Genomic DNA, 24,991 nt, shown 5'->3' on the forward strand with positions numbered 1-24,991 from the left:
CATGGGCGATTTGCGCATCAAGGATCTCGTCGTCGAATACTCGAACGGCGGGGAGCCGAACCGCGTCATCGACGGTCTGAATCTGGAGGTCGCGGCGGGATCGCTGGTGATCCTGTTGGGCCCCAGCGGATGTGGGAAGACCACGCTGCTGTCGTGCATCGGCGGCATCCTCAGCCCGACCAGCGGACGCGTCCAGGTCGGTGACACCGACGTCACGACGCTGGACCGCCGTAGGCTGACCACCTACCGGCGCCGCACCGTGGGCATCGTCTTTCAGTCGTTCAACCTGGTGGCAAGCCTTTCCGCGGTGGAGAACGTCGCGGTGCCACTCTGGGCGGCGGGCTGGTCGCGGCGGGCGGCGCGCGAACGCGCCAAGGAATTGCTGGCCCGCGCCGGGCTGCAGAACCGCATGACGCACCGGCCCGGTGACCTCAGCGGCGGCGAGCGCGAACGGGTGGCGGTGGCCCGCGCGATCGCGCTGGACCCACCGCTGATCCTGGCCGACGAACCCACGGCCCACTTGGACTATGCCCGCGCGGAAGGGGTGCTGCGGCTGCTGAGGGAGTTGGCGAGTGGCGAGCGCATTGTCGTGGTCGCCACCCATGACACCCGGATCCTGCCGTTCGCCGACCGCGTGGTCAGGCTGATGCCGGATGTGCAACTGACCGACTCCGAGCCCGAAACGCTGCATCTGGCAAGCGGTTCGGTGCTGTTCGAGCAGGGCAGCATGGGGGACCTGATCTACGTCGTCACCGACGGCGAACTGGAAGTCATGCGCGAATCGGGTGATGGGACCGAGGAACTGGTCAAGGTAGCCTCCCCCGGCGAGTACGTCGGCGAGCTCGGGCCGTTGTTCCGGATGGCCCGCTCGGCGACGGTACGCGCACGCACCGACGCTGTCGTCACCGGCTACACCGTGGAGCAATTCCGCGTACTACTCGAGACCTACACCGAGGGCACCCTTGCCCGATCCAAAAGCGCTCCGGGCCAAGGAAATACCAATCACAACCACTCACTCCTCGATGGAGCGACGCAGATGTCACGGTTCGGCGAAGAAGTAGCCGCCCCGGGACCGACAGAGGGAACGAGATGAGCACCGCCGACAGGCAGCACGCCGAGCACGCAGACGACCACGCCGAATCGGCTTGGGAGATCACGGATGACGCGTCGTCGCTCATGGCGCCGACGCTGGTCGGGCAACTGCGGTACCGGGCCGAACGCTATCGGGACAGGGTTGCGTTCACCTACTCTCGCGATGGCGAGGAGACCGAAGTCAGCCAGCTGACCTATGCCGAGCTGGATGCCAGGGCAAAGCGGATCGCAACCAACCTGCAGCGCCACGGTGCCGCGGGCGAGCGCGTCCTGGTCCTGTGCCCGCCGGGTCTGGATTTCATCGCCGGCCTGTTCGGGTGCCTCTACGCGGGGGCGATCGCCGTACCGGTGCATCCGCCGGCGCGCGAGCACCTGGTTCCGCGCGTCGCCTCGATCGTCGCGGATGCCAAACCGCGCTTCGCTCTGTCGAACTCAGAGATGCAGGCTCGAATCAAGGCCACGGTGGACGGTCTGGTCAAGGGGCGTCCGCTGCAGTGGTTCGTCACCGACACGGGGGGCGACGAGGCGCAGTGGGTTCCACCCGACATCGACTCCAGCACGATCGCCATGATCCAGTACACCTCGGGCTCCACGGCCGCACCGAAAGGCGTTGTGCTGTCGCATGGCAACCTCGCCCACAATCTGGAGACCATCCGCCAGTCGTGGAAGTCGGGATTCGACCGGGAGGCAACCGGTGTGTTCTGGCTGCCGCCCTACCACGACATGGGCCTCATCGGCGGCGTCCTCGAGACCCTTTATGTCGGCGGTACCTCCGTCCTCATGCCGCCGAACGCGTTCATCAAGCGCCCGATGCGGTGGTTGGAAGCGATATCCCGGCACCGCGCCAAAATCACCGCCGCCCCCAACTTCGCCTATGACCTGTGCATCGAACTCAGTACCCCTGAGGAGCGTGCCGCCCTCGACCTGTCCAACTGGTCGACGGCCATGTGCGGTGCCGAGCCGGTGCGTCCCTCGACCATGCAGGGCTTCGCCGAGGCGTTCGCCCCGGCGGGTTTTCGGCCCGAGGCGTTCGCGCCGGTCTATGGGCTGGCGGAGGCGACGCTGCTGGTGTCCGGCGGGTCGGACTCCCCGGTCCCGGTGGTTCTGCACATAGATCGCGCGGCGCTGGGTGAACGCCGGGTCGTCGAGATCGCGACGGAAGACCCGAGCGCGTTGACGTTGGTCGGTTGCGGCCGGCCACCGGGCGGCCAGGAGGTCATCATCGTCGATCCCCAGACCCGGCGGCCCTGCGGGGCTGACGAGGTCGGCGAGATCTGGGTCGCCGGGCCGGGCGTGGCGCAGGGTTACTGGGGGAAGCCCGAAGTGACGGAAGAGGCGTTGCGCGCGCATCTTTCGGACAGCGGCCGGGGCCCGTTCCTTCGCACCGGGGACCTCGGGTTCTTCCGCTCCGGTGAGTTGTTCGTGACGGGTCGCGTCAAGGATCTCATCATCATTCGCGGCACCAATCACTATCCCGAGGACATCGAGCTCACCGTGCAGGCCTGTCACCCGGCACTGATGCGCGGCCGGGGCGCGGTCTTTTCGGTCGCGGCCGGACCGGACGCCCCCGAACGGGTTGTGGTCGTGCAGGAGGTGAGCGGCTATCATCTCGGCGACGCCGACCTCAAGCAGATCGTCGACACCATCCGGACCGCGATCACCGAACACCATGAGATCCAGGCGGACACCGTTGTTCTGGTGGACCCGTTGCGGATTCCCACCACGTCCAGCGGCAAGATCCAGCGGTCCGCCTGCCGGCAGCAATTCCTCGACGGCCAGTTCGAGCCGGTCGCCGAATGGCGCGCACCGCTGCCCGACATCCGCCCCGCGGCCGCCGCGCCGGAACAGACCGGGCGCACCGTCGCGGAGATCCAGGAATGGTTGATCGCCCAGCTCGCTCGTGAACTCGGCATTCCCGCAACGGATATCGACCCATCCCGGCCGTTCGCCTACTACGGCCTCGATTCGGTTCGTGCCATCAGGCTGACCGGCGCTCTGGAAACCTGGCTCGGATGCGAACTTTCGCCCACCATCGCCTACGAACACCCGACGATCGAGCTGCTCGCCCGCCATCTGGGCGGCAAGGGCACCGCGGTCGACCGCACCGCCGAAACCGTCGGTGAGAGCGGCCCGCCCGCCGCGGACGAGCCGATCGCCATCATCGGCATCGGGTGCCGTTTTCCGGGCGCCGACGGCCCGGCGGCCTTCTGGCGCGAGTTGTCGGAAGGCGTGGACGCGATCAGCGAGGTCCCGTCGGACCGCTGGGACGCCGATGCCTTCTACGACCCCGATCCGTCCGTGCCGGGCACGTCGGTCACTCGACGGGCCGGCTTCCTGCCCGAGGTCGACGAGTTCGACTTCGGATTCTTCGGCATCTCGCCTCGGGAGTCGGCGCAGATGGATCCGCAGCAGCGGCTGATCCTCGAGGTGGCTTGGGAGGCATTGGAAGACGCCGGGCAGGTGCCGGAGCGGCTTGCCGGCAGTGACACCGGCGTGTTCGTCGGCATCGCGACCACCGACTACGCGAACCTGCACGGCAACCAGATGCAGCTTGTCGATGCCTACACGGGCACCGGAAACGCGTTGAGCATTGCCGCCAACCGGCTCTCCTACTTCTACGACTTCCACGGGCCGAGCATGGCGATCGATACCGCGTGCTCGTCGTCGTTGGTCGCGGTCCACCTCGCGTGCCGCAGCCTGCGCGACGGCGAGTGCGGGGTGGCGCTGGCCGGAGGGGTGAACGTCATCCTGTCGCCGGCGCTGATGATCAACTTCAGCAAGGCGAAGGTGATGGCGCCCGACGGCCGCTGCAAGACCTTCGATGCCGGCGCGGACGGGTACGTGCGGGGTGAAGGCGCCGGAATGGTCGTCCTGAAACCGCTCAGCCGGGCGCTGGCCGACAACGACCCGATCTATGCGGTGATCCGCGGCACCGCCATCAACCAGGACGGCCGGACCAACGGGCTGATCGCGCCCAACCGGCGAGCGCAGGAAGCCGTGGTGGCCGCGGCCTACCGCCGCGCCGGCCTTTCACCGGGCACCGCCCAGTACGTCGAGGCGCACGGCACCGGAACATTCCTGGGCGACGCGATGGAAGCGAACGCGCTGGGCACGGTGCTGGCGGACGGCCGTCCGCCGGGCAGCCAGTGCCTGGTCGGCTCGGTCAAGACCAACATCGGGCACCTGGAGGCGGCGGCCGGAGTTGCCGGGCTGATCAAGGTGGCATTGGCCTTGCAGCACAAGGAGATTCCGCCGAGCCTGAACTTCGCCGAACCCAACCCGGAGATCCCCTTCGACAGCCTGCCGGTGCGGGTGGCGACAACGCTGACCCCGTGGCCGAAAAACGGTGGGCGGGCGGTCGCAAGTATCAGCTCGTTCGGCATGGGCGGCACGAACGCGCACGCCGTGCTGACCGAGGCCCCGCAGGCCCGGGCCGCCACGGCCGAGCGCGGCACGGCACCGGATCGAGCCGAGTTGCTGCCGATCTCCGCGCGGTCCCCCGAGGCCCTCGTCGCGCTGGCCGACCGGTATGAGTCGGCACTGGCGTCCGGGGTGGCGCTCGCCGACCTCTGCTATACGGCCGGCGTCCGTCGCGGGCACTACGAGCATCGGTTGTCCGTCGTCGCCGACTCGCCCGCCACGATGTCGGAGACCCTCGACGCCTACCGGCACGGGCAGCCACGGCAGGGGTTCTCCGTCGGACAGTGCCGTCCCGGCCAGCGTCCCAGGGTGGTCTTCGCCTTCCCCGGGCAGGGCTCACAGTGGCACGGCATGGGGCGGCGACTGCAGGCCGAGGAGCCCGTGTTCCGTGACGCCTTGGCGGCGTGCGACCGCGCGCTCAAGCCCCACCTGGGACATTCCATCGTCGAGCTGCTGGCCAAGGACGAGGAAATCACCGACATCAGCTTGATCCAGCCCGCGATCTTCGCCATGCAGGTCGCGCTGGCGGCCCTATGGCGCTCCTGGGGGGTCGAGCCGACCGCCGTGGTGGGGCACAGCATGGGTGAGGTTGCGGCGGCGCACATCGCCGGTGCGCTGAGCCTCGAAGACGCCGCACGGGTGATCCGCTTCCGCGCACTGATGCTCCGAACCGTGCGCGGCCGCGGAACCATGATGGCCGCGGAACTCAGCGCCGCCGAAGCACAGGAGCTCATCGCCGGCCAGGAAAGCAAGGTCTCGATCGCCGCCAGCAACAGCTACCGGTCGACGGTGTTGTCCGGGGATCAAAAGGTTTTGGCCAAGCTGATGGAGGTGCTGCAGCAGCGCGACCGGTTCTGCCGATGGGTCGACGTCGATGTGGCCGCCCACAGCCCGCAGATGGACCCGTTGGTTCCCGCTCTGCGCGGCGGGCTCGTCGGACTGCGGCCGACCGCACCGGCGATACCCATCTACTCGACGGTGACCGGCGACCTGCTCACCGACCGCCTGGCCGACCCCGACTATTGGGCGGAGAACCTGCGCTCGCCCGTGCATTTCTCGCCCGCGCTGCGCCGGCTGCTGGAGGGCGGTCATGACGCGGTCGTCGAGATCAGCCCGCACCCGGTCCTGCTGAACTCCATCCGGGAGGACGCCCAGGACCTGGGGGCCAGTTGCGCCGCGCTGCCGTCGATGCGGCGCGACGACGGGGGACGGGGGACCGCGCTGACGTCGCTCGGCACCCTCTACACCCTTGGTCAGCCGGTCACCTGGGAGGCGGTGTACCCCCCGGGCAGCCACTACGTGACCGCACCGACGTACCCGTGGCAACGTGTCCATTCCTGGTTAGAAGTCGGGCCGATCACCCCGAACGGCACCGGCCCGCTGCCGCAGGCCCCGGGCGCGACCGAGGCCGCGGGCTTGCGCGACCGGATGTATCGGCTGCGCTGGCAGCCCGCGCCCAGTCCGGCGGACCGGGACGGGTCGAGCCGGCCGGACGAAGCCGGCAGTTGGCTCATCTTGAGCGACGGCGCGGACACCGCGGACACCCTCCGGAAACACCTCGAATCGCATTCTCAGCGGTGCGTGCTCGTCGAGCCGGCACCGAACGGCGACTTCGAGCGTCTCACCCCGGACAGTTACCGCCTTGACCCGACGCAGCCCGATCACTTCAAGCAGCTGCTGGAAGACGCCTTCACCGACGACCGGCCACCGTGCCGGGGGGTGGTGCACCTGTGGGACCTGCTGGCCGCACCGCCGGCCGAGACCTCGCTCGAATCCCTGGATTCGGCAACAACTTTGGGCCCGGTCAGCGTCGTGCATCTCGTCCAGGCGCTGGCGCGGGCCGGTTGGTCGGCGTCGCCGCGGCTGTGGCTGGTGACGCGGGGAACGCAGGTGGCCGATACCTCGGCAGCCGAAGCCGAGCCCGTGTCGATCGCCCAGGCTCCGGTGTGGGGGATGGCCCGCACGATCGACCACGAGCAACCGGAACTGCGCTGCACCTGTGTCGACCTGTCCGCCGATGGCGGTCCGGAACAGGCCCAACAAGAGATCCAAGCCCTCTTCCGGGAGATGTGGGCCGACGACCGCGACGGCGACGTGGCACTGCGGGGCGACCGCCGCTATGTCGAACGACTGACCCGCTACGACGAGCCGGAACCCTCCGAGACCGCGTCATTCAAGGAAGACGCCACCTATGTCGTCACCGGCGGGCTCGGTGCGCTGGGGCTCGTGGTGGCCAAGTGGATGGCCGAGCACGGCGCCCGGCACCTGGTCCTGATGGGACGTGGCGGCGCCTCGGAGGAGGCGCAGGAAACGCTGGACGCCCTGCGCGCGGCCGGCACCGAGGTGACCATCGCAAAGGGCGACGTCGCGAAAGCCGACGACGTCGCGGCCATGCTGGAATCGATCGCCGAGTCGATGCCGCCGCTGCGTGGGGTGGTGCATGCGGCCGGGATCGCCGACGACGCCATCCTGCTATGCCTCGACGAGGCGAAGCTGCGCAAGGTCATGGCGCCCAAGGTTCAGGGCGCCTGGAACCTGCACGCGCTGACCAAAGACGCCGACCTGGACCTCTTCGTGCTGTTCTCGTCGGCCTCGTCCCTGCTGGGTCCGCCCGGGGCGGCCAACTACGCGGCGGCGAACGCCTTCCTGGACGCGCTGGCGTGGCACCGACGTGCCGAAGGCCGGCCGGCGTTGAGCGTGAACTGGGGGCCATGGGCCGGGCTCGGCTTCTTCACCCGGTCCGAGCTGCAAGACTACTTCGCCCAATACGGCGTGGAGGCCATGTCCGCGGCCGACAGCCTCCGGGCGCTGTCGTCGTTGCTGGAGCGGTCGGCCACGCAGGCCGTGGTTCTCGACATCGACTGGGCGGTTTGGCAACCCGACATGCAGCCGCAGCTGCTCGCGGACCTTGGAATCGCGCCCTCGGCCGACAAGGCGGAGGCCGAGCCCGCAACCGGGCCGGGAGCCGGACTCTACGACGCACTGCAGGGCGCGTCGCCGGAGGATCGCCAACGGCTGTTGGAGACCTATCTGTCCGAGCTCGCCGCCGGCAAACTCGGTCTGGCACCGGCGAACCTGGACAAACAGACACCGCTGAACACCCTCGGCGTCGACTCGCTCATCACGCTCGAGCTGCGCATGCAGGTCGAACGCGACCTGGGCCTCGTGGTGCCGGTCACCCGGCTGCTGGAGGGGCCCAGCGTGGCCAGCCTCGCCGAGTGGCTGCGCGAACATCTGCCGGAGCAAGCGGCCGGCGCACCCACGACGCACGAGGCGGTCTCGCGGCAGGCCACCCCGGAGCCAACGGTCCACCAGCAAGCCGACGGCGCGCCGTCGGGCGGCATCGACCTGCTGACCCGGGTGCCGGAGCTTTCCGACGACGCCGTGGACGAACTGCTTCAAAAGGTCTTGGCCGAAAGAGGGGCCGAGCTTGCCGCGAAGGACGCCGGCGATGACTGACAAGCCCATCAACATCTCCGGCCTGTCTCCGGAGAAAAAGCGGGCACTGCTCGCTCAGCTGCTGATGCAGAAGGCCGAGGAGTCGGCCTCGGTGCATCCGCAGTCGTACGGCCAGCGATCGATGTGGTTCATTCACAAACTCGCACCGGCCAGCGCCGCCTACAACGTCACGTATGCCGGGCGGATACGGGGCGAGCTCGACGTCGCGGCGCTGGAACGCGCGGCCCAGGCGCTCGTCGACCGGCATCCGGCGCTACGGACCACGTACGCCGAACGCGACGGGCAACCGGTCCAGCTCGTGCATCCGCAGTGGCCGGTGCGCATCGCCCGGCACCGCCTCGGCCCCGGTGAGCCCGAGGTCGACGAGTGGATCCGGCGCGAGACCAACCGGCCTTTCGACCTGTACACCGGCCCGGTGCTGCGGCTGACGCTGCTCGAGCGCACGCCCGACGAACATGTGCTGCTCTTGGGTTTGCACCACATCGCCGTCGACTTCTGGTCCATCGACATCATTCTCGACGAGCTGCGCTTGCTGTACGCCGCCGAGCACGGCGCGACCCCACCTCCGCCACCCGCGGAAAGCTTCGTCGAATACGCCGAACAGCAGGCCCAGATGCTCGCGGGCGCCGAGGGCGAGGACCTCTGGGCCTATTGGCGTGACCAGTTGGCCGGCGAACTGCCGGTCCTGCAATTGCCCACCGACCGGCCGCGGCCCGCCGTCCAGACCTACCCGGGCACCGTGCGCCGGTTCACCGTCGACCCCGCGGTGACGGCCGGGATCATTCAACTGGGCCGCAAGGTGGGCGCGACGCCCTACATGACACTGCTGGCGGCCTACGCCGCGTTGCTGCACCGCTACAGCGGCCAGGGTCACCTGGTGATCGGCTCGCCGTTCGCCTGCCGTGACCGGGTCGCGCTTGAGGGCCTGGTCGGCTACCTCACCAACCCGGTCGCCCTGCGGGCCGACCTGCACGACGATCCGACGTTCATGACCCTGCTCGGCCGCGTCAAGGACACCGTGCAGGGTGCCCTCGAACACCAGGACTATCCTTTCGCGCTGCTCGTCGAGCGGCTTCGGCCGCCGCGTGACCCGAGCCGCACGCCGCTGTTCGGAGTCTCGTTCGCCTGGGAACAGACGCGCCGCTTCACCGACGACGCCGGCCCGGAACCCGGGGGGCTGCCGCTCGAGACCCTTCATGTCGGGCAGGGCGGCGCGCCGTTCGACCTGATGATGGAGGTCGGCGAACACGACGGAAAGCTTTCCGGCGTAATGCAATACAACACCGACCTCTTCGACGCCGGCACCATCGAGCGGCTGGCCGGGCACTTCGCCACCCTGCTCGGCGGCATCGTCGCCGACCCCGGCCGGCCGGTCTCGCAGCTGCCGCTGCTCACCGAGGCGGAGCGCCGCCAGCAGGCCGCCTGGAATCAAACCGAGGTCACCTACGACGGCCCGGCCTGCCTGCACGAGATGGTCGCCGCCACGGTCGCCCGCACCCCGGACGCCGTCGCGGTGACGTGTGAGGACCGCGACGTGACCTATGCGGAACTCGACCGCCGGGCCAACGGTCTCGCCCACCGGCTGCGCGAGCTCGGCGTGGGGCCCGAGACGGTCGTGCCCGTCCTGCTGGACCGCTCCGACGATCTGGTGGTGGCCGTGCTGGGCGTCCTCAAGGCCGGCGGCGCCTTCATGCCGCTGGACTCCGCGCAGCCCGCACAGCGCATGGCCGCGATGTTGGACGACGTACCGGACGCGCCGGTCTGCGTCACCCACCGGAGCAAACTGGCGCACCTGCCGGCCGGATTCACCGGTCACCGGCTCTGCCTGGACGAGCCGTCGGCGCCATCGGGCGAGGACGCCGCCCCGGTCTGCGAGACGACGTCGGCAAACCTCGCATACGTAATCCACACGTCGGGTTCCACGGGTAAGCCGAAGGGAACGCTCAACACCCACGCCGGGATTCGCAACCGGCTGCTGTGGATGCAGGATGCCTACCGGCTGACCGCCGACGACCGGGTGCTGCACAAGACGCCGGTGAGCTTCGACCCGTCCGTCTGGGAGCTGTTCTGGCCCTTGATCGTCGGGGCCCGGGTGGTCATCGCCAAACCCGAGGGGCACAAGGATGCCGCATACCTGGTTCGGACCATCGTCGAACAACGCGTCACCACAATGCATTTCGTGCCGTCGATGATGCGCCGCTTCCTCGCCGAGCCCGGGGTGGCCGCGTGCACCGCACTGCGCCGGGTGATCTGCAGTGGCGAGGCGCTGCCCTACGATCTGCGCGACCACTTCATGGCCACGTTGGACGCCGAGCTCTACAACCTCTATGGGCCCACCGAGGCGGCGATCGACGTCACCGGATTCCACTGCGAGCGAGGCGAATCCGGCACGCTGGTGCCGATCGGACGGCCGATCGCCAACATCCGCGCCTACATCCTGGACGCGCACCTGCAACCGGTGCCGATCGGTGTGCCCGGCGAGCTGTACATCGGCGGAGTGGGGCTCGGCCGCGGTTACCTCAACCGCCCGGATCTGACGGGAGCCATCTTCGTGGCCGACCCGTTCGGCGGCGATGCCGCGCACCCCGGCCAGCGGCTCTACCGGACCGGCGACCTGACCAGGTATCTGCCCGACGGCAACATCGACTACCTGGGACGCATCGACTTCCAGGTCAAGGTCCACGGCTTCCGGATCGAGCCCGGCGAGATAGAGGCCGCGCTGGCCCAACACCCCGCGGTGGCCGAGAACGCGGTGGTGATCAGAACCGACAGCCGCGGAAATCCGATCCTCGTCGCATATGTCGTGCCGGCCGGCGGCGCCGCTCCGTCGACAGCGGAGTTGCGCCGGTTCCTGCTTGACCTGCTTCCCGCCGCCATGATGCCCGCGGTCTTCGAGGTGACGGACGCGCTGCCGCTCACGTCGAGCGGAAAGGTGGACCGCAAGGCCTTGATGGCGGCCGACAGGGCATCGGGGCCGCAGGAGCCGGTGTTCGTCGCTCCGCGCACCCCTACCGAACAATTGCTGGCCGAAATCTGGCGCGCTGTACTGGATCTGGAACGGGTCGGCGTCAACGACGACTTCTTCGCCCTCGGTGGTGCCTCGACCCAAAGCCTGGAGGTCGCGGTGCGGGCGAACGCGGCAGGCCTGCCGCTGCGGCCGGAGTCGATGTTCGTCTACGGCACCATCGCCGAGCTCGCCGCCGAATACGGTCCGCTCGCCGGCGATGCAACGGGTCACCCCGAAGCCCCCGCCGAGGCGGTCGTCACGGCGCCGGCACCGGCGCAACCGGTGCAGGCCACACCCGAGGAAAAGCGAAACACGGTCATCGAGAGCATCGGCGTGTACCTTCCCTCGCGAACCGTGTCGACGAAGACCGTTATGGCCGAGTGCGCCAACGAGATTCGCATACCGCTGGAACGTCTGACCGGCATCAAGAACCGGCGGGTGGTCGGTGAGGACGAGTTCTCGATCGACCTCGCCAGGAAGGCGGCCGACGATTGCCTGTCCCGATCCAGCTATCGGCGCGAGGAGATCGACCTGGTCATCGCCTGCAACATCTCCCGGCGTGACGGACTCGAGAACCGGTTCAGCTTCGAGCCCAGCACCGCCACGCGACTGCGCGACCAATGCGGCCTTGGCAATGCGCTGGCCTTCGACATCAGCAACGCGTGCGCCGGAATGTTCACCGGCATCACCGTCGCCGACGCATTCCTGCAGACCGGGCTGATTCGGAACGCCCTGGTGGTCAGCGGCGAGTACATCAGTCACCTGTGCGAGACCGCCCAGAAGGAGATCGAGGGGCCGATGGATCCGCGGATCGCGTGCCTGACCCTCGGCGACGCCGGTGCGGCGGTGGTCCTCGAGCGGGGGCCGAACAACAAGGTCGGCTTCCACGACATCGATATGGCCACCCTGAGTCGCTACAGCAAGCTGTGCATCGCGAAGGTGACCGACGGCCCGCACGGCGGTGCCATCATGTTCACCGACTCCGTCACGCAGACCGCGATCGCGGTCAAGCACGCGGTGCCCTACGTCGCCGCGGTAATGCAGCGACACGGCTGGCGGCCGGAGACCACCGACCACCTGGTGATGCACCAGACGTCCGAGGCCTCGCTCAACGACGCGGTCGTCGCCATCAACCAGATGTTCGGGGACGGCGCGGCCCACCGGGGCAACACCATCTACAACATCGCCGAGCGGGGAAACACCGCCACCACGACCCACATCGTCGCGCTGAACGACTACATCCTGAGCAATCGGATCAATTCCGGTGACAATGTGGTCTTTTCGATCACCGGCTCCGGACAGACCGTCGGCGCAGCGCTGTATACCTTCGACGACCTGCCCGACAGGATGCGACGGGGCGCCGGCGGCGGCCACGTCCCCGGCATGGCGACCGACAGCAACCACAAAGCCGTTCCGGCGATGCCCCGCGTGCGCATCGACGGCGTCGGCCTCGCTCCGGCCGAGCAACCGGCTTCCCCCAGCTCGATCCAGCTCGCTGTCCAGGCCGCAGAGGCGTGCCTCGAACGCAGCGGCCTGGATCGGAGCTCGCTGGGGCTGATCATCAATTCCGGCATCTACCGCGACGAGTTCCTCAGCGAGCCGGCAGTCGCCGCGCTCGTCGCCGGCGAACTGGACATCAACGGGGAGGTGGACTCCCCGGACGGGCCCAAGACCTTCGCCTTCGACGTCCTCAACGGCGCCGTCGGCTTCCTCAACGCCTGCCAGGTCGCCGCGGGGATGATCGGGGCGGGAAAGGTGGAGCACGCCATGGTGATGGCCTCGGAGATCGAAAACAACAGCCCCGACAGCGGCTATCCGCAACGCGGCATCAGCCAGACGGGCTCGGCGGTCCTGCTGCGCAGGAGCGACGGCCCGGAAGGCTTCGGCCGCTTCGTGTTCCAGCACCACCCGGAGTACAGCGGTGCCCTGGCCACCTACACCCAGCAGCGAGACGGGCGGGCCGGGCTACAGATCGAGCGGGACCCCAACCTCGCCGCGATCTATCTGAGTTGTATTCCCGCCGCTGCCAAGGAACTTCTGGCCCTCGAGGGACTCAACCCCACCGACATCGCGGCGGTGCTCCCGCCATATCTATCCCCGGAGGCGCTCGACGAACTGGCCGCCCAGCTCGGCATCCCGAGATCGAGGTTCGTCGAGCTCGCCGCCGACAGCGACCCGTTCACGTCGTCCGTGCCGTACGGGCTGGAGCAAGCCCGGCGGCAGGGGCTGGCGCGACCGGGCGACGTCGCGTTGATACTCACCGCCGGCTCGGGTGTCGAGGTCGGCTGCACGACGTACCGTTTCTGATCCCATGCGCGCATTCGTCACCGGAGGAACCGGGTTCGTGGGGTCGAACCTGGTGGCCGCCTTGGTCAAACGAGGGATCGATGTTCGCGTGCTGCGGCGGTCGACGTCGTCGCTGGCTGCATTGGCCGGCCTGGACTGCGAGACGTGCGTCGGCGACGTGCTGGACGAGATCGACACCCTCACCGCCGCGATGGCCGGCTGCGACTGGGTGTTCCACACCGCCGCAATCTCCGACTACTGGCGCTACCGCGGGCAAAACCTCCTCTACCGCACCAACATTGGCGGCACCCGCAACATGTTGGGCGCCGCCCTGCGCGCGGGTGTGAAACGGTTCGTCCTCACCAGTTCCCTCGCCGCGCTCGGGGTGCCGGAGCCCGGACACCTGCTCACCGAGTCCGATCGCTTCAACCTGCGTCCGCGCCAGTTTCCATACGGCTACAGCAAGCACCTCGCCGAATCCGAGCTGCGCCTCGCCGCCGCGGCGGGCCTTGCGGCCGTGGCGGTCAATCCATCGGTCGTCATAGGGCCGGGCGACCTCAACGGCACGGAGAGTGCGATGTTCGTCCAGGCCGCACGCGGACGGCTGCGGGTCGCCGCACCGGGGGGCACCAACTTCGTGGCGGTCGGCGACGTGGTGGCGGGTCACATCGCGGCCGCGGAGCGAGGACGCTCCGGTGAGCACTACATCCTGGCCGGCGAAAACCTCAGCTTCCCTGAGGCTTTCGCAACCGTCAACGACATAGCCGGCCGGCCGGGGCCCCGGGTCGTGCTCCCCGCGTGGACCATACCGGTGGCAGCCGCGGCCGTGGGCGCGGCCCGCTTCGTGGTCGGCCCACGACTGCCAGTCGGGGGCAAGCAGATGCGGCTGTCGTCCGTCGGCATCTACGCCGACGGCAGCAGGGCCCGCACCGAGTTGGGCGTCCCCTATACGCCGTTTCGGACGGCCGCCCAGAGTGCCTACGACTGGTACTTGGAAAACCACTACCTGCCGCAACAACCCGCGGATTCCCGGGCGCGCATACGGCGATGACACGCGCGATCGACGCGATACCCGGCTTCACCGGCCACATAGTCCACCCCGGCGGCCACGACTACGACTCGGCGCGGCAGGTTTTCAACGCCCTGGTCGACAAGCGGCCCGCCGTCGTGCTGCGCTGCCGCTCCCGAGCGGACATCGTCGCCGCCGTCCGCTACGCAGTCGGCTCGGGGGCCGAGATCGCGGTGCGGTGCAGCGGGCACAGCGTCGCCGGACACTCCTCGACCGATGGCGGCATCCTCATCGACCTCTCCCTCATGCGCGGCGTCGTCGTCGACGCCGAACACCGGATCGCGGTCGTCCAGCCCGGCGCGACCTGGCGCGACATCGACCGGGCCACCGCCCGCCACGGTCTGGCCTGCCCCGGCGGGGTGGTGTCCACGACGGGAGTGGGCGGGTTCACGCTCGGCGGCGGGGTCGGGTGGTTGTCTCGCGCATACGGCCTGACCTGCGACAATCTGGCCGCAGCGGAGCTCGTGCCGGCCAACGGAGAGGTGCTGTACGTCAGTGCGGCACAGAACGCGGAGATCCTCTGGGGACTTCGTGGCGGCGGCGGCAACTTCGGCGTGGTCGCACACTTCGTGATCGACCTGCACCCGGTCGATCAGGTCATCGGGGGCATCCAGGCCTACGACGACACCGACGCCGAGGCCGTGCTGAAACACTTTCGCGCCCAGATGAACAACGCCGACGACCAGCTCGCGTCCCTCGTCGACTTCGGCACCGATGAGGGTTCGGGACGCGGGCTGGTCACGATACTGAGCTGCTCGACCAGGCCCGACGAGATCGGTCGGGCCGCCGTCGGCGCGCTGGCGCAGGTACCCGGGATGACCACCGAACCGGTGATAGCGCTGGAACGCGAAATCGCCTATCCCACTTGGCAACAGGCCCTCGACCACACGGCCCCGTTCGGGCGGCTGAACTATTGGAAGTCGACTTTCCTCACGGAGCTATCCGACGACGCCATCCGGCGGATCGCGGTGCTCGGGCGGACCCGCCCCGCGCCGCAGACGCATGTGCACCTGATCCGGCTCGGCGGCGTTCCGAGCCGCGTTCCGCCGCAGGCGACCGCCTTTTCGACCCGCAACTACCCCTACATCGTCCATCTGATCACCACATGGACCGACCGCGCCGACACCGAACGGTGCAAGTCGTGGACCGACGAAGCGTACGAAACGCTGCGTCCCCTCGGTCCGGCCGGCGTGTATCTCAATTTCGTGGGTGATGAAGGGCCGCTACGTATCCGGGCCAGCTTCGGTGAAGCAACCTACCGTCGGCTCGCCAGGCTGAAGGCGCGCCTCGATCCGGACAACCGCTTCGCCCTCAACCAGAACGTCGAGCCCGCAGCGGACAGCTAGTAGTTGCGGCAGGAGTTGGCCAATGGCACGACGATGTCGTGGAACGGGGCGGCGTCGGGGTTGCTTCCCATATCCTGCAGCATCTGGCGGCGCTTGGACCGCGGCGCTGCGACGAGGTCGTGCAACCAGGCCTGCGCCTCCGGCGAGGCGTTGAATTGCGCCGCGGGACCCGGGAACTCCGCATTCAGCGCCGCCACCACCTGCTGGAAATTGCACGGGCTGTTTACGGCCGGAGTGATGTCAGGGTCGGCGGATGCGACTCCGATTCCAGCGGTCAACGGCAATGCCAACCCAAAAATTGCGACGGCCAATTTGGCCGATGCTGATGTGAACATTTGTCCCCCCTTTTACTGAGGCGTCGATGCCGATCTCGGCGACATCTGAAGGAGCTCGCCTCTTTCGGTCAGTAGTTGATTCGTTCCAACTACAGCCTCACCCCGCACACGCCGTTCGACAACCCGCCAATCGGCCCAAATTCCGAGGCCCTTCGGCCCTTCGGACCTTGGACCAACCTGGCCCGGGCCGGCCATTGCGCCTGGTATACGGCCCGGGCCCGGTGCTCAGTACTTGTTGCAGATTTTCGCGACGTTCTTCATCGTCTGGAGGTACGGCTGCGCGTCGGGCATGCCCTGGATCTGTGCTGCCAATTGCCGGCGCTGATCCGGCGGCGAATCGACGAACTGATGCAAGAAGCCCTGCGCAATCGGCGATCCGTTGAATTTCGCGGCATCGTCCGGATATTGCGTGTTGAGCGCTGCCGTCGCCTGATCGTACGTACAGGTCGAGTTGATGACCCGTTCCAGATCGGGATCGGGAGCAGGAGCGGGATCCGCGGACGCGATGCCGGCTCCGGTGGCGAGGGATAACGCCAGACCACCAGTCGCGACTGCCAATCTGGTCCACGAAAACGTGACCATATGAATAACCTTTCAACGGGAAACACCGCGATAAATGCGGCGATGATTATGTCAGCCTAGCGCCTGTTTCGGGGTCGAGGCCCCTTCCGGGCTCTGGAGTATCTAAGAATTCATTAGCGGCGAAATAAGACGTCTTTCGTCGTGCAATTCCGCGAATCACCCGCCCGCTCGAAAGGCATGCGGCGCAACGGAAATGGCCTCAGTGCAGCCCGCTGAGGCATGGTGTATGGGGAGCCAACCCTAAGCCGGTGTGCGATACCGCGCGGCCGGTGGCCGGTGCTGTGCCCACGGGCGCGCCGATTCTAGTTGTGCGGCAAGCGAAATGAGCGTCAGTCCATCGTCGGGCCGCCCCACCAGATGGACCGCTTCGGGCAGCCCGTTCGGCGAGATTCCGACCGGGACCGACATCGCCGGCTGCCCGGTGTAGTTCTGCGTCGGGGTGAATGGCATGAACCCCAACACCCGCGCCATCGCGCGAGTCGGTCCCAGCCCCTCGAGATGCCCGACGGGCACCGGCGGCTTACCCAACACCGGCGTGATCAGCACGTCGAAATCGGCTACGGGCCGCAGCCCGCGCTCGCTCATCCGGTCGCGCGCGGCCAGCGCGCGGTGCGCCAGCCAGTCGGGGATCAGCCGGGCGGTACGTCCCTCGGCCTGAATCCGCCGCTCCAGCAGCTCGGGTGTGGGCAGCCGCTCGATTTCATCGGCGAGGCCGTGCATCATCAGCGCGAACACCGAAAGGACGGCGGCCGGCGGATAGACCGGATCGCGCTCGACGACCTCGTGGCCGAGCGAGCGCAGCAGCTCGGCGGTCTCCAATACCGGCCGGCGCACTTCGTCGCTGACCGGCACCGGGATGACCGGTTTGAAGGACATGGCGATCCGCAGGCGCCGTGGCTCACGCGACGCCGCCTCGATCAGTGTCGGCGGCGGCGTCGCAGAGACGATTTCGTCGTTGGGCTCCAGGCCGGCCATCGCGTCGTGCAGCAGCGCCGCGTCGGCCACACTGCGGGCCAGTGCACCGATGTGATGCAGCCCGTGGAATCGGTACGCCCGCTCCGGCGACTGCTTGGTGCTGATCCACCCCCGCTGACCTTTCAGGCCCACCACCCCGCAGCATGCGGCCGGGATGCGAACCGAGCCGCCACCGTCGGTGCCCAGCGCGCCGGGCACCATGCCGGCCGCCACCGCCGCCGCCGAACCGCCGCTGGAACCGCCGGTTGTCCGTTCCAGGTGCCAAGGATTACGGGTAACGCCCCAGGTGGGGGACTCGCACATCGGGACGGCGCCGAACTCGGGCAGATTCGTCTTGCCGATGATCACCGCCCCGGCTTCCCGAAGGCGCCGCACGGCGGCGCTGTCGCGGCTCACCGGGCCGGTGTCGATCGCGGTGCCGCACATCGACGACACTCCCGCCACATCGGTGTCGTCTTTGACCGCGATCGGCACGCCCGCCAGCGGCAGCACCTCGCCTGCGGCCAGCCGGCGTTCGACCTGCGCCGCTTCTGCCAGCGCCTGCTCGGCGAGCACTACTCGAAACGCATTCAAGATCGGATCGAGTTGAGCGATGCGCTCCAGGTGGAACTCCACCAGCTCTCGCGGCGAAACCTCACGATCGCGCACCAACTGCGCCAGCCGCGCCACCCCGGCAAAGCCCAGGCCCTGATCATCAACGGCGGTCATGCACGCCCTTTCGCGCCAACCCCCCGTTGGACTGAATACCCCGCCGAGTGTACGCACACCTTGACCGATGCCGCCGAGCACGAATTCATGCAGGCCAGCGAGGACCTTGTCTCCTCCGGCAATAGGACTTTCGGCTCTCGCCCGCGACACCCGGACGGTCAAAGAATCACTAATAGCAGCGGTGGGAGGGGAGCCACCGCCTCTTAGGGAGGACATTTTCGATGAAAAGGTCCATGTCGTCCGCCGCATCCGGCACGGGGCGCTTGATCGTCATGGCCAGTCGGGGGCCGGGGGCAATTCGATGACCACCGACGTCGGCCTGGACCGCGACAGCCTCGAAATGATGCTGGCCTCACTCGATGATTTCCTCGCCGAGGCACTGCCGGATGCGCGCCGGTTGGACCTCGACCACAACGACGTCTGCCCGGAGGAAACCGTTCGCGCGATGTGCGGTGAAGACCTCGGCGTGCAGCTCGTCTTCATCCCGGAGGAGTACGGCGGGTTCGGCGGCGGGGCGTTTGACTCCTACCGGGTCTGCGAACGACTCGCCCGGTTCGACATCGGCGTAGCCACCGCCGTGCTGGCCACGTTCCTCGGCAGCGACCCGATCGTCGTGGGCGCGACCGCGCAGCAGCGCAAGGAGTGGCTGGGGCGCATCGCCGAACGGGGCATTCTATTCGCTTACGCCGCAACGGAACCCGAGGCGGGAAGCGACCTGGCCGCGATGAAGACGACCGCCACACCGGTCGAAACCGACGGTCAGGTGACCGGTTACCGGCTCAACGGGCGCAAACAGTGGATCAGCAACGGCTCCATCGCGGATGCCTACTCCGTCCTGGCCCTGGCGCCGGGCGGACCGTCCTGGTTCGTCGTGGAGAAGGGCACCCCCGGCTTCTCGGCGGCGCCCCCGGAGGACAAGCACGGCATCCGGTTGTCCGACACCGCAGCGCTGTTCCTCGATGACGTGCTGGTCCCGGCGGAGCACTTGGTGGGCCGGGAGGAGGGCCACGGACTTGCCCAGGCCCAGCAGGTTTTCGGCTACACGCGGGTGATGGTCGCCGCATTCGGGCTCGGTGGCGGCTGGTCGGCCCTGGACCGGGCGATCACCTACTCCACCGAGCGGGTGCAGGGCGGCGCGCCGCTCTCGAACAAGCAAGGCTTTACCCACAAGCTGATCGTGCCGCATGCGGTGCGGCTGGAGGCGGCACGCGCGTTCATCGAGGAAACCGCGACCCGGATCGACAGCGGCGAGGGTGCCGGCGGCGCGCTCAACACCGAGGGCGCGATCGCCAAATACCTGGCCACCGAGGCCGGTAACGCGGCCGCGGAGGCGGCGATCCAGGCGCACGGCGGATACGGCTACACGCGTCCGTACCTGGTGGAGAAGATCAAGCGCGACGTCCGGATCACCACGATCTACGAGGGCACCTCGGAGATCATGGAGATGACGATCGCGCGCGGCCGCTGGCAGCAGCACCTCAAGACGTCCGGCGCCTACTACCGCGACGCGGCTCGCGCACTTGACGATGTCCCCGGTGAATGTGGCGGGCCCACGGCGGCGCTGGCGCTGGAATGCCTTGCCGCCGTGCTGGAATCGTGTCGTGTCGGCCGGCTGACCCGCAGCCAGCACGTGTTGTTGCGGCTGGGCGAACTGATCAGCTACGCCGAGTGCGCGGGCGCACTGGCGCGCCGCGCCGCCGCGGCGGCAACCGGTGCGTTGCCGGCGAAATCGGACACCCGCTTCGACGCGGCCGCGTTGGCCGCCATCAGCCGCGTTTTCGCGCGCGACGCGGCGCAGAAGGTCGCCGAGGAGGGCTCACGCTGGGTGACCGGCGCCGGCACCGGGTCCGACCTCGCCGTCGCGCTGCCGCTCGACCGGGTGCGGGCCGCGCAGACCGGCCTGCTGGATGACATGGACCGGGTGGGGGACGCGCTGTATCGAAGAGAGGCCGGATCATCATGACGACCACGCAACAGGAGCCGATCGCAGTGATCGGCGTCAGCGCGATCATGCCGGACGCGCCCGACGCCGCCACCTTCTGGGCCAACATCAAGGCCGGCCGTTACAGCATCAGCGACGTGCCGCCCGAGCGCTGGGACCCGGAGCTTTACTACGACCCCGACCCCCACGCGCCCGACAAGACCTACTCCCGCATCGGTGGGTGGGTCCGCGACTTCACGTGGGAACCGCTGGCGTGGCGGCTACCCATCCCGCCCGCGGTCAGCGCGCAGATGGACGACGGTCAGAAGTGGGTGGTGGCGGCCGCCCGCTCCGCCCTGCTCGAAGCCGGGTGGCCCGACTGGACGGTGGACCCCGAACGAGTCGCGGTCATCATCGGCAGCGCCATCGGCGGCGACAAGCAGCACCAGACCAACCTCCGGATCCAGTTTCCCGCGATCATTCAAAAGTTACGCGCGGCACCGTCATTCGCGGCGCTGCCGCAGTCGGTGCGCGACGCCGTGCTCGCCGAGACCCGGGCCTCGTTCCTGGGTGGAATCTCCGAAATCACCGAGGACACGATGCCCGGCGAGCTCGCGAACGTGGCAGCCGGCCGGGTGGCGAACCTGTTCAACTTCCGGGGCCCCAACTTCACCACCGACGCGGCGTGCGCCTCGGGAATGGCCGCCATGTCGGCCGCCGTGCGGGGATTGCAGGCCGGCGACTTCGATGCCGCCGTGACCGGCGGCCTCGACCGCAACATGGACCCGGCGGGATTCGTGAAGTTCTGCAAGATCGGTGCGCTGTCGGCGACCGGCACCCGCCCATTCGACGCGGGCGCCGACGGCTTCGTAATGGGCGAGGGCGCAGCGCTGTTCGTCCTCAAGCGGTTGTCCGACGCGGAACGCGACGGCGACCGGATCTACGCGGTGCTGCTCGGCATCGCCGGCTCCAGTGACGGTCGCGGCAAGGGCATCACCGCGCCCAATCCGGTGGGCCAGCGGCTGGCGGTGGAGCGAGCCTGGGCGGTGTCCGGCCTCGATCCGGCGGCGGCAACCTGCGTCGAGGCGCACGGGACGTCCACCCGGGTGGGCGACGCCACCGAACTGGCCAGCCTCACAGACGTTTTCGGTAAGGCCGGCGCGCAGCCCGGGTCGATCGCGCTGGGCTCGGTCAAGTCCAACATCGGCCACCTCAAGGGCGCGGCCGGTGCCGCGGGCCTGTTCAAGACGGTGCTCAGTCTGCATGACAAGGTGCTGGTGCCCAGCCTGCACTTCGAGCAGCCGAACCCCAACGTGGACTGGAATGACATCCCGTTCCGGGTCAACACCGAACTGAGCGAGTGGCCGGCACCGGACAACGGGGTGCGGTGCGCCGGGGTCAGCGCCTTCGGGTTCGGCGGCACCAATTTTCATGCCGTGCTCGAGGAGTACGTGCCCGGTCGGCATCGCCCGCCGGGGGAGGCCCGCTCCTACCCGGGCGCGACCATCGAGCAGCGCTCCGCGCCGGCGACGGACGCACCCGTCGGGGCGAAGGCCCCGCTGCGGGGCGCGGCGGTGGTCGGCGGCGCGGATGACTCCGACGTGGCCGCCCAGCTGGACCGGCTCGCCGCACGGGCGTCGGCTGGCCAGGCCCCCGCGGTGGCCCCACCGGACCCCACCCTGGCGAGCGCGCCCGTTCGGGTTGCCATCGACTATGCCGACGCGGCCGACCTCGCCACCAAGGCGACGAAGGCGGCCGGCGCGCTGCGGCACGGTGACCCGGCCGTGTGGCGGATGCTGCGGGCGCAGGGCGTCTTCGTCGGCCGCGGCGCACCGGGCAAGGTCGCGTTCCTCTACACCGGTCAGGGCTCGCAGTACGTCAACATGCTTTCCGACCTGCGCGCCCGGGAGCCGATCGTCCAGGCGATGTTCGACGAAGCCGACCGCGTCACCAGACATCTGCTGGACAAGCCGCTCACCGACTACATCTTCACCGACAGCACCGATGAGGCTGTCGCGCAACGGCTCTCGCAGCAACTCATGCAAACCGAGATCACCCAGCCGGCCGTCCTGGCCACGGATCTCGCCCTGGCCCGGCTGCTCGATGCCTACGGCGTGCGGCCGGACATGGTGATCGGCCACAGCCTGGGCGAATACGGCGCCTTGATGGCCGCCGACGCGCTGTCGCTGGATGCCGCCCTGGAAGCCGCCAGCGTCCGCGGCCGGGCGATGGCCAAGCTGGCCGGTCCCGACAACGGTGCGATGGCGGCCGTGACCGGTCCGCTGTCCGAGATCGAGCGGATTGTCGGGGCCACCGACGGCTACGTCGTCATCGCCAACATCAACAGCACCAATCAGGCTGTCGTCGGCGGCGCCACCGACGCCGTCGAGCGTGCCGTCGCCGCACTACAGACCGCCGGCATGCGCGCCTCCCGCCTCCCGGTCAGCCACGCGTTCCACACCGCGATCGTCGCGCCGGTCAGCGAACCGCTGAAGACCGCCCTGCGCCGGCTCGGCGTGAGCGCGCCCCGGCTGCCGGTGGTGTCCAACGTGACCGGTGACTTCTATCCGGCGGACGCCGACCTCGACACCATGCTGGACCTGCTCACCCGTCAGGTGGCCTCGCCGGTGCGGTTCGTCGACGGACTGCGCACGTTGTACGACGCGGGCGCCCGCGTCTTCGTCGAGGTTGGCCCCAAGAAGGCGCTGCACGGCTTCGTCGAAGACGTGCTCGGTGACGATGTGTCGGCGCTCTTCACCAATCACCCGAAAACCGGCGATGTCGCCTCGTTCAACCGGGCGCTGTGCGGGCTCTACGCGGCCGGGCTGGGATTCGGCTCGCCTGCCGCGGCTGGTACGGACACCGCCGCCGTGGCGAGCGCCCCGCAAGCCGCAATGCCGGATGGGAGGTCCGCGATGATCAGCGAACAGCCGGTGGTGATCACCGGTGCGGCGCTTGGGCTGCCCGGTGTCGAGCGCGTCTTCGACGACGAAAACATCGCCCGGATCCTCGACGGTCAACAGTTCATCGACACCATCCCGCACCGGCTGCGCCGGTCGATGCTCGACCGGCACATCACCCGCCTGGTCAAGCGGGAATCGGGCGACCCCACGTTCGAGACGATCGACAACGAGGCCGACGTCATCAAACTGGCCGGTCGCAGCGCACCGCTGGACGTGGTCGCCGAGTTCGCGGTCGACACCGCCCGCGACGCCGCGCTGGACTCGACCACCAAGCTGGCGATCGGGGCGGGCTTCGACGCGCTGCGCGACGCCGGAATCCCGCTGGTCATGCACTACAAGACCACGACGCTGGGCACCCAGCTGCCCGACCGGTGGGGGCTGCCCGACTCGATGCGCGACGACACCGGCGTCATCTTCGCCTCCGCGTTCCCGGGTTACGACAACTTCGCCCGCGACCTCGAGCACTACTACGTCGACCGGGGCAACCGGGAGCATCTCCTCGCACTGGAGGCGGTGCGCGCCCGGATGACCGGCGACGAACCCGCCGCGACGGAGGTCGACCGGCGCATCCACGAGCTGCGTCACGCGTGCGAGTCCAACCCGTACCGGTTCGACCGCCGGTTCATCTTCCGTTGCCTGGCGATGGGCCATTCGCAATTCGCCGAGATCATCGGCGCGCGCGGGCCCAACACGCAGGTCAATGCCGCATGCGCGAGCACCACGCAGGCGACCTCGCTTGCCGAGGACTGGATCCGGGTCGGCCGCTGCCGCCGGGTGATCGTCGTGTCCGCCGACGACGCCAGCTCCGACGCCCTGCTGCCCTGGCTGGGGTCCGGCTTCTTGGCGTCCGGCGCCGCCGCGACCGACGACATCGTCGAGGAGGCCGCCACACCGTTCGACCGGCGGCGGCACGGAATGATCCTCGGCATGGGCGCGGCCGCCTTCGTGGTGGAGTCCGCCGAGTCGGCCGCCGAACGCGGGCTGCAACCCATCTGCGAGGTCCTCGGCACCGTCACCGCCAACAGCGCCTTCCACGGCACCAGGCTCGACGTCGAGCACATCGGCGGCGTCATGGAACACCTGGTTGCCCAGGCCGAAGCTCGCGGCGTGGACCGCCACGCCATCGCGCCCAACACCATGTTCGTCTCCCACGAGACATACACGCCGGCCCGCGGGGGCAGCGCTGCGGCCGAAATCAATGCCCTGCGAAGGGTTTTCGGGTCTGACGCAGACGCCGTGGTCATCACCAACACCAAGGGTTTCACCGGGCACGCGATGGGCGCCGGCATCGAGGACATCGTGGCGATCAAGTCGCTGGAGACCGGTCTGGTTCCCCCCGTCCCGAACTTCAAGGAACCCGACCCGGAGCTGGGCCGGCTGAACCTGTCGGTGGGCGGAAGCTATCCGGTGCAATACGCGCTCCGGTTGGGCGCCGGTTTCGGTTCGCAGATCGCGATGACGCTGATGCGCTGGACCCCGGTTCCCGACGGCCGCCACCGGCCCCCGGACGAACTCGGTTACGAGTACCGGATCATCGACCGCGCCGCCTGGCGGCGCTGGCTCGCCCAGGTGTCGGGCAGGCCCGATGCCGACCTGGAGATCGTGCAGCACCGGCTGCGGATCGTGGACACCGGAGCGCCGGTGCCGGCCCCGCGGGTTCCGGTAGCCGCCGCGGTGCCCGCCCCGGCGCAGGGACCGACGGTGGTGTCGGCGCCGGAACCGCCGGCGGTGCCGGCCGGGGACGAGGTCACCGATGTGGTGGTGGGCACGGTGGCTGAGTTGACCGGCTATCCGCGTGAATTGTTGGATTTGGACCTGGATTTGGAGG

10 protein-coding genes are annotated in these 24,991 nt (G+C 68.8%); 7 read left to right on the top strand and 3 right to left on the bottom strand.

Going from position 1 to position 24,991, the window contains the following annotated elements; genetic code table 11:
• Position 1 precedes the first annotated feature (1 nt).
• Genes A5781_RS23620 through A5781_RS23640 form a run of 5 tightly spaced genes read left to right on the top strand, consistent with a single transcriptional unit; the run spans position 2 to position 15,679 of the window.
• Complete coding sequence (locus A5781_RS23620) at positions 2–1,093, top strand: ATP-binding cassette domain-containing protein (protein ID WP_067212824.1); 1,092 nt, start codon at positions 2–4, stop codon at positions 1,091–1,093.
• Positions 1,090–7,971 carry a type I polyketide synthase gene (locus A5781_RS23625; protein ID WP_231990822.1) on the top strand — a complete coding sequence of 2,294 codons (6,882 nt, stop codon included), beginning with the start codon at positions 1,090–1,092 and terminating at the stop codon, positions 7,969–7,971. The genes A5781_RS23620 and A5781_RS23625 overlap by 4 nt, the downstream gene beginning before the upstream one ends.
• Positions 7,964–13,285, top strand: a complete 5,322-nt coding sequence (locus A5781_RS23630) for a non-ribosomal peptide synthetase (protein ID WP_067212827.1) — start codon at positions 7,964–7,966, stop codon at positions 13,283–13,285. Before A5781_RS23625 ends, A5781_RS23630 begins: the two co-directional genes overlap by 8 nt.
• A 4-nt stretch (positions 13,286–13,289) precedes the next feature.
• On the top strand, positions 13,290–14,315 hold the full coding sequence (locus A5781_RS23635; protein ID WP_067212830.1) for an NAD-dependent epimerase/dehydratase family protein: 1,026 nt from the start codon (positions 13,290–13,292) through the stop codon (positions 14,313–14,315).
• The gene (locus A5781_RS23640) at positions 14,312–15,679 is read left to right on the top strand and encodes an FAD-binding oxidoreductase (protein WP_067212833.1); all 1,368 of its coding nucleotides are present in this window, start codon (positions 14,312–14,314) and stop codon (positions 15,677–15,679) included. The genes A5781_RS23635 and A5781_RS23640 overlap by 4 nt, the downstream gene beginning before the upstream one ends.
• On the opposite strand, the gene A5781_RS23645 is transcribed toward A5781_RS23640, so the two are convergent.
• The 3 genes from A5781_RS23645 to A5781_RS23655 form a co-directional block, all read right to left on the bottom strand.
• Complete coding sequence (locus tag A5781_RS23645; RefSeq protein WP_067212836.1) at positions 15,676–16,014, bottom strand: hemophore-related protein; 339 nt, start codon at positions 16,012–16,014, stop codon at positions 15,676–15,678. The genes A5781_RS23640 and A5781_RS23645 overlap by 4 nt on opposite strands.
• Positions 16,015–16,239: 225 nt before the next feature.
• Positions 16,240–16,596 carry a hemophore-related protein gene (locus A5781_RS23650; protein WP_067212839.1) on the bottom strand — a complete coding sequence of 119 codons (357 nt, stop codon included), beginning with the start codon at positions 16,594–16,596 and terminating at the stop codon, positions 16,240–16,242.
• A gap of 240 nt (positions 16,597–16,836) precedes the next feature.
• Complete coding sequence (locus A5781_RS23655; protein ID WP_067212842.1) at positions 16,837–18,279, bottom strand: amidase family protein; 1,443 nt, start codon at positions 18,277–18,279, stop codon at positions 16,837–16,839.
• A gap of 301 nt (positions 18,280–18,580) precedes the next feature.
• Here A5781_RS23655 and A5781_RS23660 point away from each other — a divergent pair, with 301 nt between their 5' ends.
• The gene (locus A5781_RS23660; RefSeq protein ID WP_067212845.1) at positions 18,581–20,242 is read left to right on the top strand and encodes an acyl-CoA dehydrogenase family protein; all 1,662 of its coding nucleotides are present in this window, start codon (positions 18,581–18,583) and stop codon (positions 20,240–20,242) included.
• On the top strand, positions 20,239–24,991 hold a 4,753-nt coding region (locus A5781_RS23665; protein ID WP_156624985.1), incomplete at its 3' end, for a type I polyketide synthase. The genes A5781_RS23660 and A5781_RS23665, both read left to right, overlap by 4 nt.

Origin of the sequence: Mycobacterium sp. 852002-30065_SCH5024008 (assembly GCF_001665645.1) — a bacterium.
Classification (GTDB): domain Bacteria; phylum Actinomycetota; class Actinomycetes; order Mycobacteriales; family Mycobacteriaceae; genus Mycobacterium; species Mycobacterium paraffinicum.